At 57.5% G+C, this 12,477-nt stretch carries 9 protein-coding genes; 8 read left to right on the top strand and 1 reads right to left on the bottom strand.

Annotated features, from left to right (window positions below; translation table 11 throughout):
• The first annotated feature begins 170 nt into the window (after positions 1 to 170).
• The 4 genes from MDG893_RS03465 to rluB are packed head-to-tail and all read left to right on the top strand — an operon-like array spanning position 171 to position 3,918.
• The gene (locus tag MDG893_RS03465) at positions 171 to 1,385 is read left to right on the top strand and encodes a tryptophan--tRNA ligase (protein ID WP_007152335.1); all 1,215 of its coding nucleotides are present in this window, start codon (positions 171 to 173) and stop codon (positions 1,383 to 1,385) included.
• A 29-nt stretch (positions 1,386 to 1,414) separates the two neighbouring features.
• Positions 1,415 to 2,248, top strand: coding sequence for a segregation and condensation protein A (locus MDG893_RS03460; RefSeq protein ID WP_007152334.1), 834 nt, complete (start codon positions 1,415 to 1,417; stop codon positions 2,246 to 2,248).
• Positions 2,245 to 2,907, top strand: a complete 663-nt coding sequence (gene scpB, locus MDG893_RS03455) for an SMC-Scp complex subunit ScpB (RefSeq protein WP_007152333.1) — start codon at positions 2,245 to 2,247, stop codon at positions 2,905 to 2,907. The genes MDG893_RS03460 and scpB overlap by 4 nt, the downstream gene beginning before the upstream one ends.
• A gap of 36 nt (positions 2,908 to 2,943) precedes the next feature.
• Positions 2,944 to 3,918 (top strand): 23S rRNA pseudouridine(2605) synthase RluB, encoded by a 975-nt coding sequence (gene rluB, locus MDG893_RS03450; protein ID WP_007152332.1) that lies wholly within the window; start codon positions 2,944 to 2,946, stop codon positions 3,916 to 3,918.
• Here rluB and MDG893_RS03445 read toward each other — a convergent pair whose 3' ends face one another.
• Entirely contained in the window at positions 3,919 to 4,848 is a 930-nt protein-coding gene (locus MDG893_RS03445; protein ID WP_007152331.1) for a GGDEF domain-containing protein, read from the bottom strand.
• Between the two features lie 271 nt (positions 4,849 to 5,119).
• Here MDG893_RS03445 and MDG893_RS03440 point away from each other — a divergent pair, with 271 nt between their 5' ends.
• The 4 genes from MDG893_RS03440 (at position 5,120) to ligA (ending at position 12,472) form a co-directional block, all read left to right on the top strand.
• A complete protein-coding gene (locus MDG893_RS03440; protein WP_007152330.1) occupies positions 5,120 to 5,803 on the top strand; it encodes a GntR family transcriptional regulator in 684 nt (227 codons plus the stop codon).
• Position 5,804: 1 nt separating this feature from the next.
• Positions 5,805 to 9,299 (top strand): chromosome segregation protein SMC, encoded by a 3,495-nt coding sequence (smc, locus tag MDG893_RS03435; protein ID WP_007152329.1) that lies wholly within the window; start codon positions 5,805 to 5,807, stop codon positions 9,297 to 9,299.
• Between the two features lie 141 nt (positions 9,300 to 9,440).
• Positions 9,441 to 10,445, top strand: coding sequence for a cell division protein ZipA (zipA, locus tag MDG893_RS03430; protein ID WP_007152328.1), 1,005 nt, complete (start codon positions 9,441 to 9,443; stop codon positions 10,443 to 10,445).
• A complete protein-coding gene (ligA, locus tag MDG893_RS03425; protein ID WP_007152327.1) occupies positions 10,442 to 12,472 on the top strand; it encodes an NAD-dependent DNA ligase LigA in 2,031 nt (676 codons plus the stop codon). The genes zipA and ligA overlap by 4 nt, the downstream gene beginning before the upstream one ends.
• Positions 12,473 to 12,477 lie beyond the last annotated feature (5 nt).

Below are 12,477 nucleotides of genomic sequence, written 5' to 3'. Positions count from 1 at the left end.
CGGTGAAGGAAAGCCCCCGGGTCTGCCATGCGGACTGCCGGGGGCTTTTTGTTTTCGGCTCCGGCGCAGGTTTTTCAATGCCTTCTTAACTCGGGCCACACATAAGACTATAATGCCCGGTCAGCCTGCAATATGATGGCTGTTCCCTATAAATAAAAGGAGTTCATGCTTTGAGTTCTGTCGATTCCCAGCAACGGATTTTGTCCGGCATGCGTCCCACCGGCAAGTTGCACCTCGGCCATTATCACGGTGTTCTGAAGAACTGGGTGAAACTCCAGCATGAATTCGAATGCTTCTTCTTCGTTGCCGACTGGCACGCGCTGACCACCAACTATGATGATCCCAGCGGCATTGAGGATAGCGTCTGGGATATGGTGATCGACTGGCTCGCAGCAGGCGTCAATCCCGGATCCTCAACAATGTTTATCCAGTCCAAAGTGCCGGAACACGCGGAGCTGCATCTGCTGTTATCGATGATTACCCCGTTGGGTTGGCTCGAGCGCGTACCCACCTACAAGGATCAGCAGGAAAAGCTTCGAGAGAAAGACCTGGCCACCTACGGCTTTCTCGGCTATCCGCTGCTGCAGAGCGCTGACATTCTGATGTATCGAGCTGGTCGGGTACCCGTAGGTGCAGACCAGGTGTCTCACGTGGAGATCACGCGTGAAGTCGCTCGCCGCTTCAATCACATCTACGGCCGTGAACCGGGATTTGAGGAGCAGGCTGAGGGGGCCATCGTCAAGATGGGCAAGAAGAACGCCAAGCTTTACCGCACCCTGAAGAAGCGTTACCAGGAAGAGGGCGATATGGAAGCCCTGGAAACGGCGCGGGCATTGCTCAAGGAGCAACAGAACATCTCCCTGGGCGACCGCGAGCGTCTGTACGGCTATATCGAAGGTGGTGGCAAGGTGATACTCCCGGAACCCCAGCCCCTGCTGACACCGGAATCGAAGATGCCGGGACTGGACGGCCAGAAAATGTCCAAGTCCTACAACAACTATATCGGTCTTCGCGAAGACCCTGACAACGTCTCCCAGAAAATCCGCACCATGCAAACCGATCCCCAGCGGGTTCGGCGGACCGATCCCGGCGAACCGGAGAAGTGTCCAGTCTGGGGGCTTCATCAGGTTTATTCTGATGAGGATACTCAGGAGTGGGTACAAACCGGCTGCCGATCGGCAGGCATTGGTTGCCTGGAGTGCAAGAAGCCGTTGATTGACTCGATTATTGAAGAACAGCGTCCCTTGCATGAACGTGCTCGCGAATATGAAGGCAATCCCGATCTGGTTCACGCCATTATTGAAGAGGGCTGCGAGCAGGCCAGGGATGCAGCGAGGGACACCCTTGAGGAAGTTCGGACAGCCATGGGCCTGAACTACCGCTGAGCCCCGACGCTGACAGTTCCGGAGAGATCATGACAGAGGAAACCACAGGCAATACGACGGCGGATGAGGGGGCTGATGCGCCCGTTGAGCAGGCGCCACTTGCCCGTGTTTCTGGTAAGCCGGTGGTTGATCTGCCTCGCGACCTGTATATACCCCCCGATGCCCTGGCGGTATTCCTTGAGGCTTTTGAGGGGCCATTGGATCTGTTGCTGTATCTGATCAGACGTCAAAACATGGACATCCTCGACATCGATGTCAGTGAGATCACCAAGCAGTATATGGACTACATCGGCGCCGTTGAAGCCATGCGGTTCGAGCTGGCGGCAGAGTATCTGGTTATGGCAGCGACCCTGGCGGAGATAAAATCCAGGATGTTGCTACCGCGACAGGAATCCGAGGACGAAGAGGACATTGATCCGCGAGCGGAGCTGATACGCAGGCTTCAGCAGTATGAGCGCTTCAAGCAGGCAGCCGAAGATATAGACGATTTACCACGGCTTGAACGGGACAATTTTGTTGCCTCGGCAGCGCTGCCCCGGATGCCTTCCAGTCAGCCACATCCCGACGTGGACCTGCGGGAAATACTGTTCGCCCTTCAGGGAGTGCTCAAGCGCGCAGACCTGTTTACCAGCCACCATGTGGAGAGGGAGCGCCTATCCACCCGTGAGCGTATGTCGGCTATCTTGTCGGTCCTGCGGGATGATCAGTTCGTGACGTTCGAAAGTCTGTTCACTCCAGAGGAGGGGCGTTTGGGGGTCGTGGTGAGTTTCCTGGCGACCCTGGAACTGGTCAAGGAGCAATTGATCGAAGTGGTCCAGGCGGAGGTGCTGGGCCCGATCCATGTCAGGGCGAGAGCGGTATGAACGAGGAAAATCTCCGGAAAATACAGGCCATAACCGAAGCTGCGTTGCTGGCAGCCGGTAAACCCTTATCAGTCGACCAGTTACGGGATCTTTTCGAAGAAGGCGAGCGCCCGGCCCGCCAGGTAATGGAGCATGTGCTGGTCTTGCTGGAACAGTCTTGCCAGGGGCGGGGATTCGAGCTGAAGAAAATCGCCAGTGGTTACCGTCTTCAGGTGCGGGAAGAATTTGCTCCGTGGGTGGGGCGCTTATTCGAGGAAAAGCCCCAGAGGTACTCCCGCGCTCTGCTGGAGACGTTGGCGCTGGTGGCGTATCGCCAGCCCATTACCCGTGGCGAAATAGAAGATATTCGGGGCGTCACCGTCAGCAGCAACATTGTTCGTACGCTGCTCGAGCGGGAATGGGTGAGGGTAGTAGGGCATCGCGACGTGCCCGGCAGGCCCGCCATGTATGCTACCACCCGTCAGTTTCTGGACTATTTCAACCTGGAAGGTCTGGATCAGATGCCGCCCTTGTCAGACATCCGGGATCTGGAAGAGATCGGTCGGGAAATCGAAAAAAACATGCAGGCCGAGATCGAATTTGAGTCTCCGGCCCGGAGCACTGGTGACGATGGGGATGACTCCAGTCCCGACAACGCCCCAGGACAAACACTTCACTGATGCCATCGGCGTCAGTCACTCTTTAAGGATAGATCCATGGCGGCCAATCGCCCCAAGAAACCTGAACAGCGGCAGCCGGATGAAACTACCGTCTCCGGCCCGGAGCGAATACAGAAGTTACTGGCGCGTGCCGGTGTGGGATCGCGTCGGGAAGTCGAGTCCTGGATCGAGGCCGGTCGCCTGAGTATCAATGGAAAGCCCGTTGAGCCAGGGCAGAAAGTTACGGTCAATGATCGCATTGACCTGGATGGCAAGCGCCTGGACATAGCGGCCGGGGCCGAGGTGGTCAGGCGGGTGCTCATTTACAACAAACCGGAAGGTGAGGTCACCACACGACGCGACCCGGAAGGACGGCCGACGGTATTTGATAGCCTTCCCCGGCTTCGTGATCACCGTTGGATTGCCATCGGACGACTGGACATCAATACCACCGGCCTGGTGCTGTTTACCACCGACGGGGAGCTTGCCAACCGTTTGATGCACCCGTCACGTCAGATTGACCGCGAATACGCGGTCAGGGTATTTGGCGAAGTGGATGAGGCGATGATTAAAAGATTGTCTGAGGGTGTGCTGCTCGACGACGGTATGGCGAAGTTTTCGGATATCAGCGAGGCCGGAGGCAAGGGGATCAACCAATGGTTCCATGTGACGCTTCTGGAAGGCCGTAATCGTGAAGTGCGTAGGCTTTGGGAGTCCCAGGGGGTGAGGGTCAGCCGGTTGAAGCGTGTGCGCTACGGGCCGATTTTCCTGCCAAGCCGCCTGAGCGTGGGTAAGTGGGAAGAGCTGGATCAGAAGGCGGTGGATTCGCTGAGCAAAGCCGTTGATTTGAAACCGGTGGAGATTCCGGCCAAAACGCCGTCTGAGCAGAAGACTCTTGATCGAAAGCGTCGCAAGCAGGCCGGGACGGGGCCGCGCAAATCGGGCGGCGCGCGATGGCAGGTCGACAGTGCTGGTCCGTCGACCGGCCGAAAATCATCAGGCAAGCCTCCGGCCAGGTCCGGAAAGCGCTGATTAGTTACTGATAGCGGCGAATACCCGTGTGCAATTGCGGCCATGGGCTTTCGCCCGGTACAACGCTTCATCGGCGCGGGCGAGCCACTGGTCGGCGGTCTCATCCGCCAGCCTCATGGCCACGCCGCAGCTGGCTGTGACCGTGACATTGGTATCCCCGCAGTCCACAACAATGGTGCTGATGAATTCGCGAATGCGATCGCCAACTTCGCGGGCATTCACCTCGTCAGTATGGGCCAGCAGAATAGCGAACTCTTCCCCACCAAAGCGGTACACGCTGTCGGAATTCCTGACGGCTTTTTCAAGTTCGGCCGCCGCCAGTTTCAGCATGTGATCCCCAACGACATGGCCGTACTGGTCGTTCACCTGTTTGAAATGATCCAGGTCGCACAGGATCAGTGAATATTCCTCTCCATGCCTGTCGCCAAGACAGCTGGCACGAGACAGCGCGTCGTCCAAAGCGCGCTTGTTGGGAACACCTGTCAGGCAATCCGTCAGAGACGCCTGTTCGATGGCAATAAACTGGCAGGCATTGCGAACAGGGCAGATGGCGGCCGCAAGCATTAGCTCTATGCCTTCGAGCTCCTGTTCGGTGAATTTCTGTCGACGGCTGAAAGACAGCGTGCCATAGAAGCTGCCTTCGAGGTTGAGCCGATAATCACAGCTATGGGGACCGCCCTTGCCGGTCACATAGACAAACTCCCTTGATGCTATGGTATGCCGGTACGTCAGGCAGTCGTAAGGAACCACGCTGGCGATCTCTTCAGCCAGAATCGCCAGTTGCGTTTCCAGGCTGAGTGTTGTGGATAGTCTTCGGGTCAGCCTTGTCAGCACATCCGGGGATTCATTCCAGTCGCGGTGCGCCTGTCGCAGGGCCGCGAGTTTCTGTGGCTGTGGTCCGGACTTGTTGATTGACGGAATCTGTTTCACTCAAAGCTGCCTGTTAGGGTGTTTTCTCTGATAAAGCACATTTAGGGCCAACAGTAAATTAATCAGAAATAACAGATGGATATGGGGGCTTCTAAAAAAATCTATGAAGTATTGAAGCAGCCTTGGTGGCGAGCACGTCAAATTTCCGGCACACGTTTGCCGGCATGACCGGATCGTTAAAATGTCCGACAAGGGGATTGGGCTCACGGGTGCCTGTGGTAAACTTCTGCGCTTATTCTTTGCTGCCAGTAGCGAGTGAGCGACCAACTTTATGAGGTTTCAGGCCCCCGAAAGTCTTTCCGAACAGATAGCCCAGCACCTGGGGCAGCGCATTGTGACCGGCGACCTGAGGCCGGGCGAGCGAATCCAGGAACTCAAGGTTGCCGGTGAGCTGAATGTCAGTCGCGGTTCCGTGCGCGAGGCGTTGTTGATTCTCCAGCGCCGCCATCTGGTGGATATCTTTCCTCGCCGGGGTGCCGTGGTTTCCCGTTTAACTCCGGAACTGGTCAACAGCCTCTATGATATCTACATTGATTTGCTGTGCATGCTGGGGCGCAAAGTGCTTGAGCGTTGGTCCGGCAGCGAACTGTCTGGTGTTATGGGCCAGGTGAGAGAGCTTCAGGCGGTCATTGATGCGCTCAATTCCTCTGGCGGAGATGCTGCCGAGCAGGTGATTGATGCCGGATTCGGGGTCATGCGCTACGCCTATGGGCTTGTTGAGAATCCGTTCCTCGAGGAAACCCTGGAAAACTTCCGACCTGCGATCAGCCGGACCTATTTCGTCGCGCTGGAGAACTTCCGCGATGAGCTGGCGGAAACCGGGCGCTTTTTCCGGCAACTTGCAGACGCAGCTGTGCGTGACGACTCCGCCGGCCTTGAAACCGCCATCTGTGAGTTTGGCGAACATCAGCGTGAACAGGTACTGAGTATTCTCAGGGAAGAGGTGAGCGCCTGATATGCGCCTGAAGTCCATCAAACTGTCCGGTTTCAAATCTTTCGTTGACCCGACCACGGTGCCGTTTCCGTCTAATATGACCGCGGTCGTGGGCCCTAACGGTTGTGGTAAGTCCAATATCATTGATGCGGTGCGCTGGGTGATGGGGGAAAGCTCGGCCAAGTATCTGCGTGGCGAGTCCATGTCGGACGTTATCTTCAACGGTTCCAGTGCGCGAAAACCGGTCGGCCAGGCCTCTATAGAACTGGTGTTCGACAACAGCGACGGCTCAGCGCCCGGCGAGTTCGTGCGTTTCAACGAAATTTCGGTACGCCGCCGTGTGTCCCGCGAGGGGCAGTCGGAGTATTTCCTGAATGGCTCCAAATGCCGACGTCGTGACATTACTGACCTCTTTCTCGGGACCGGGCTGGGTCCCCGCAGCTACGCCATTATCGAACAGGGAATGATCTCGCGGCTGATCGAGGCCAAGCCGGAAGAATTGCGGGTGTATATCGAGGAAGCGGCGGGTATCTCCAAATACAAGGAGCGTCGCAAGGAAACCGAAAGCCGCATCCGCCGGACCCAGGAGAACCTGGAGCGCCTGACGGATCTTCGGGACGAGCTTGGCAGGCAACTGCAACACCTTGAGCGTCAGGCTCAGTCGGCAGAAAAATACAAGGCCTACAAGCAGGAAGAACGCCAGAAAAAGGCCGAACTGACGGTGTTGCGCTGGCAGTCCCTGGACACCGATCTTCAAGCCTGGCGTACCCGCATCCGGGATACCGAGCTCGAGCTCGAGAAGCAGCTGTCTGAACGGGTCAGCCTCGAAACGGCTCTGGAATCCCTGCGGGACGGGCATCAGGAGCGTAACGAACATTTCAATCGGGCGCAGGCGCGTTACTACGAAGCCGGTGCTGACATTGCCCGCATTGAACAAAGTCTTGAGCACCAACGCGAGCGCAGCCGCCAGACGGCAGCGGAACTGGACCAGGCCATGGCCAACCAGCGCGAATTGGCTCGCGAACTGGAACAGGATGAAGAGAAACTGGCGGGCATCCAGGAAGAACTGGATATGTTGGAGCCGGAGCAGGAGGCGCTGGTCCTGAAATCGGAGGAATCCGGAGAGAAGCTCCAGAGTGCCGAGGATGCCATGAGCGAGTGGCAGCACAACTGGGAGGACTTCAGTTCCCGTTCGGCTGATGCGCGCCGACAGGCGGAACTGGCCCAGTCCAGTATCCGTTCCCAGGAAAATGCCATTGAGCAACTGCGCACCCGTCAACAACGGCTTCGAGAAGAGCAGGATTTGCTGGAAGGGCAGGTTGATCGGGCAGAACTGGACGACCTGCTGGAACAACAGGAAACCCTGGAGTTGCAGAGAGAGGAAGCTTCTGAGCGAATCAACATCGTCCAGGACGAACTCCAGGAAGCGCGTCACCACCAGCGCGACGCAGAGCAGGCTGCCACGGAGGCGCGACAGCAGGTCCAGAGTCTGCGGGCATCGCTGGAATCCCAGCAGGCTCTGTTGGACGAACAAATGGGCAGCCAGGACGACGCTTTGCAGGCGTGGCTCAATGAACACAGCCTCAGCGACTGTCCAAGAATGGCCACGCAGCTTCGGATAGACGATGGCTGGGAATTTGCGGTAGAGCAGGTCATTGGGCGTTTCAGTCAGGGGTTGAGCGTGCCCGGGTTGGGGGGCGTGCACTCCAACATGAACGATGCTCCCCGAGGTTTGGCATTGGTGAACAGTGACTCCAGCGCCAATCGTCCATCAGAGGGGCTTGCAAGCAAAGTATCCGGCGCCGGGGGCATGGCATCCGTACTGGCGCTTGTTGATACTGCGGAGTCCATGGAAGACGCGCTGGAGCGGCAGAAAGGTTTGGCGCCGGGCAGGAGTGTCATCACCCCAGAGGGCGCCTGGTTATCCGCTGACTGGATACTAATGCCAGATTCCGACGCGGCCCAGATTGGCGTTATAGAACGCCAGAAGAAAGTCACCGCACTGGCCGGAGAGTTGGAGCAGGCGGAAGCCTCGCTTGAAGTAGCCACCGACAACCTGGACCGGTTGCTGGAGCAATCAGAACGGGCGGAAGCCGCCAGGGACGATGCCCAGGGCCAGCTGGCGAATGCTGACCGGGAACTCGCCACCCTGTCGTCCAAGATCAGTGGCCTGAAAGCGCGTGCGGAACAGATTGATGCGAGGCTTCAACGCATTCGTGACGATCTTGCGGACGTGTCCATGAATCTCGAGGAGCAGCAGGGGCAACTGCTGGAAACTCGGGAAGAGTGGCAACAGGCACTGGCATCGACGGAGGACAGTGATGAAGAGAAAGAGCGACTGCTTGAGCGTCGGGACGTGCTGCGCGAAAACCTTGACAGGCTTCGTCAGGAGGCTCGGCACGATCGCGACCATGCCCACCAGTTGCAGCTCCAGCTTCAGTCTCTGAACAGCCAGCGTGATGGCTTGCGTCAGACCATTGACCGAATGCAACTGCAGAAAGAGCGCCTGGACGAGCGCCTCGACATTCTCCGTGAAAGCCGCGAAAACGCCGAAGAGCCTATCGAAGACTTACAAATGCAGTTGGAAGGCCTTCTGGACAGGCGTTTGGCTGAAGAGGAAAAGTTGGGTGCTGCCCGGGATGCGCTTGAAGAAATTGATCAGGAGGTGCGTGATCGGGAGCAAAGTCGCAGCCGCATAGAGCATACCATTCAAGACGTCCGCACCAGTCTCGAAAAGCTGAAAATGGAATCTCAGGCGCTGGAGATTCGCGCGAGCAATCACCTGGAGCAGCTTGAGGAACTGGATGTCCGGCTGCAGGAAGTGCTGTCCACCTTACCTGAAGATGCCAGCGAGAAAACCTGGGCCGAAGACCTCGAGAAAATCGGTTCCCGGATCCAACGCCTCGGTGCCATCAACCTTGCAGCGATTGAGGAGTATCAGGTCCAGAGTGAGCGTAAGACCTATCTGGACAGCCAGCATGAAGACCTGATGGAAGCGCTGGAAACCCTGGACAACGCCATACGCAAGATCGATCGTGAAACCCGGCAGCGCTTCAAGGAGACGTTCGACCAGGTCAATGGTGGGCTTCAGGCGTTGTTCCCGAAAGTGTTCGGTGGTGGCAATGCTTACCTTGAGCTGACGGGCGAGGACCTGCTGGAAACCGGCGTTGCCATCATGGCAAGGCCGCCGGGCAAGAAAAACAGCACCATTCATTTGCTTTCCGGCGGTGAGAAAGCGCTGACGGCCATTGCACTGGTGTTCTCTATCTTCCAGCTCAATCCGGCTCCGTTCTGTATGCTGGATGAGGTAGACGCTCCGTTGGACGACGCCAACGTGGGGCGGTATGCCAACATGGTCAAAGAAATGTCAAAACAGGTACAGTTTATCTACATTACCCACAACAAGATTGCCATGGAAATGGCCGACCAACTGATGGGCGTCACGATGCATGAGCCAGGATGCTCGCGGTTGGTTTCGGTGGATGTGGACGAGGCTGCCGCGCTGGCTGAAGCATGATGACATGTCGCTGGCGGACAGGCGGTCAAGGTTCGTGCAAAAATGACAAAACTGCCATCTGGCCTGTGTTTGCGTTGTATTCATTACAGGCTTTTCTTAGAGTAGCAACGATATCTGATCTGCAAACAGGACAGCACCACTATGTCTCTTAGGGAATGGTTAATTGCCATCGGTACCCTGGTTATACTCGGTATTGTGATTGATGGCCTGCGCCGGATGAGGCGAGCCCGCAAGGAATCAATCGCGATCTCCTCAGGAATGGGCGCGGATGATCTCGACGATTCCCCATTGGACCAGGACTATAACCCTGAGCTTCCCAATGGTGGGGCACGCACGATTTCACGGGACACGCTGGAAGAGCGTGGCTACGTCAAACCGGAAAAGAGCCGTTTCGCCAGGCCCGAGCCCAAACCGACCAGGCCGGTGGTAAGCAGTGCGAGCGTTACGGCGAAAGAGGACCCCGTAGAACCAACAGCAGAGAGTGAACCGGAGCCGGAAAACCTGGCTGCCAGTGAACCCAGTGACGTTGACTATGGTTCCGACACTGGTTGGGGGGCGGTTGACGAGGAACCGGAAACCGATATAGCGGATGCTGGCTCTGACGACGAAGGGGTTCCTCCCACTGTAACCACCGAAGTCGAGGAAGACACGGCAAGACGGGAAGCCACGGCACGGCAATCCGGTCAGCCTCTCGCCGGAGCCAACCGGCCGGAGGCCCGGGAAGTGGTCGTTATCAATGTGCTGGCGAAAAGCGAGCAGAATTTCGAGGGCACCAAACTCAAGGCGCTGTTCGAAGCCTGCGGCCTGGAGCATGGTGATATGGATATCTACCATCGTCATGAACAGTCAGACACAACCAGTCCGGTGCAGTTCAGTGTCGCCAGCGCCGTTGAGCCAGGTACCTTCAAGCCCGAGGATATGCCAGCCTTGTCCACGCCGGGTATCAGCTTCTTTATGAGCATGCCCGGGCCCACCAATTCCATGCAGGCCTTTGAGTTCATGCTGGAAACGGCACAGTGCGTGGTACGCAATCTCGGCGGTGAACTGAAGGACGAGCGCCGCAGCGTGATGACACCGCAAACCATTGAGCACTGCCGCCAACGCATCCGCGAATTCGAACGCAAACAACGATCCCCCAGACAATGACCAAAGCCTCTCCCGACGTTATCAGCCGGGCCGGAGAACTCCGGGACATCATCACTGAGCATAACTACCAATACTATGTTCTGGACGATCCCCGCGTACCGGATGCCGAATACGACCGCCTGTTCCGGGAATTACAGGACCTGGAAACGCAATACCCCGATATTGTGACGCCTGATACCCCCACCCGACGAGTGGGGGGATCGGTGGAAACCACCTTCGAGGAGGTGGTTCACCGTATTCCCATGCTTTCCCTGGACAATGCGTTCAGTGACGAGGAGCTGAGGGACTTTGATCGCCGGGTGAAAGACCGACTCAAGACCGGCGACGACATTGAGTATGTCTGCGAGCCCAAACTGGATGGTCTAGCCGTTAGCCTTCATTATGAATCCGGCGTGCTCACCCGTGCAGCCACCCGAGGCGATGGGTATACCGGTGAGGACATAACCGCGAACATTCGCACCATTCCATCGGTGCCGCTCAGGCTCCGCGGAGACAAGGTTCCTGAGCTGGTGGAAGTCCGGGGCGAAGTCTATATGCCCCGGGAAGGGTTCGAAGCGCTGAACAGACGCCTGGCGAACAAGGGCGAGAAGACGTTTGTTAACCCTCGCAATGCCGCCGCTGGCAGTCTGAGACAGAAAAAGCCCACCGTGACGGCTCGACGCCCACTCGAATTATGTGCCTACAGTGTTGCGCTTGAAGACGAAAGCCTGCTGCCCGCCACACATTGGGAGGGCCTGCAACAGGTCAGCGCCTGGGGTTTTCGGATTAACCCAGAGATGCGTCGGGCAACTGGCGCAGAGGACTGCCTGCAAGCTTACAATGAGCTGATGGGTAAACGGGCCAGCCTGCCGTATGAGATCGATGGCATTGTCTTCAAGGTAAACAGCCTGGCATTGCAGCAGCAGTTGGGGTTCGTTTCCCGTGCCCCTCGCTGGGCCATTGCCCAGAAATTCCCCGCCCAGGAAGAACTGACGGTCATTGAAGACGTCGAATTCCAGGTCGGCCGTACCGGCGCGATCACGCCAGTCGCCCGGCTCAAGCCAGTATTTGTGGGAGGCGTCACGGTTAGCAACGCCACCTTGCACAATATGGACGAGATACGCCGGCTGGACGCCCGCATTGGCGATACCGTGTTCGTTCGACGGGCCGGGGACGTGATTCCCCAAGTGGTCAAGGTTGTGGCAGAACGACGTCCCGCCAACGCCCGAGAGGTCGAACTGCCGGATGCCTGCCCGGTATGCCAGTCCGACATTGTGCAGATCGAGGGCGAAGTGGTAGCCCGCTGTTCTGGCGGGCTGTTCTGTCCGGCACAGCGCAAGGAAGCCATCCGACACTATGCGTCCCGCAAGGCCCTGGACATAGAAGGGTTGGGGGACAAGTGGATTGATATCCTGGTGGACAGAGAGCTGGTGAACACCGTTGCTGACCTGTACCTTCTGAAGAAAGCCGACCTTACCGGCCTTGAGCGTATGGGGGAAAAGTCGGCGGGTAACCTGATCGACGCCATCGATCGATCCCGTAAACCGGTCCTTTGGAAGTTCCTCTACGCTCTTGGTATCCGGGAAGTGGGTGAGGCGACGGCCAAAGGCCTGGCCAGTTACTTTGGAACCCTGGAATCCATCAGTGAGGCTGATGAGGATGCCCTCCAGTCAGTGCCGGACGTTGGGCCCATTGTCGCCGGCCACATTCGTAGCTTCTTCGACCAGACCCACAACCAGGAAACCATCCAGGCCCTGAAAGACGCAGGTGTTCAATGGCAGGCTGAAGAGATCACCGCCAGTCAAAAGCCACTGAAGGGAGAAACCTGGGTACTGACCGGGTCGCTGTCTGGCATGACGAGGGACGACGCCAAGTCAAAACTGGAGTCCCTGGGGGCCAAAGTGGCGGGAAGCGTCTCCGGCAAGACCTCCTGTGTCGTTGCTGGCGAAGCCGCCGGCTCGAAACTGACGAAGGCCGAAAATTTGGGTGTTCCCGTAATGGACGAGTCTGCCTTCGTCGATTTTCTCGCGACCCACGGTCTGGAATAAAACCT

This window comes from Marinobacter algicola DG893 (genome assembly GCF_000170835.1).
GTDB lineage: Bacteria > Pseudomonadota > Gammaproteobacteria > Pseudomonadales > Oleiphilaceae > Marinobacter > Marinobacter algicola.
The sequence above is the reverse complement of the archived record's forward strand: the minus strand, read 5'-3'. Positions and strand labels throughout refer to the sequence as shown.

Excerpts from the sequence above, each read along its gene's own strand:
- ligA (WP_007152327.1), top strand. The coding sequence starts at position 10,442 with ATGACCAAAGCCTCTCCCGACGTTATCAGCCGGGCCGGAGAACTCCGG.
- scpB (WP_007152333.1), top strand. The coding sequence starts at position 2,245 with ATGAACGAGGAAAATCTCCGGAAAATACAGGCCATAACCGAAGCTGCG.
- smc (WP_007152329.1), top strand. The coding sequence starts at position 5,805 with ATGCGCCTGAAGTCCATCAAACTGTCCGGTTTCAAATCTTTCGTTGAC.
- MDG893_RS03460 (WP_007152334.1), top strand. The coding sequence starts at position 1,415 with ATGACAGAGGAAACCACAGGCAATACGACGGCGGATGAGGGGGCTGAT.
- MDG893_RS03440 (WP_007152330.1), top strand. The coding sequence starts at position 5,120 with ATGAGGTTTCAGGCCCCCGAAAGTCTTTCCGAACAGATAGCCCAGCAC.
- rluB (WP_007152332.1), top strand. The coding sequence starts at position 2,944 with ATGGCGGCCAATCGCCCCAAGAAACCTGAACAGCGGCAGCCGGATGAA.
- zipA (WP_007152328.1), top strand. The coding sequence starts at position 9,441 with ATGTCTCTTAGGGAATGGTTAATTGCCATCGGTACCCTGGTTATACTC.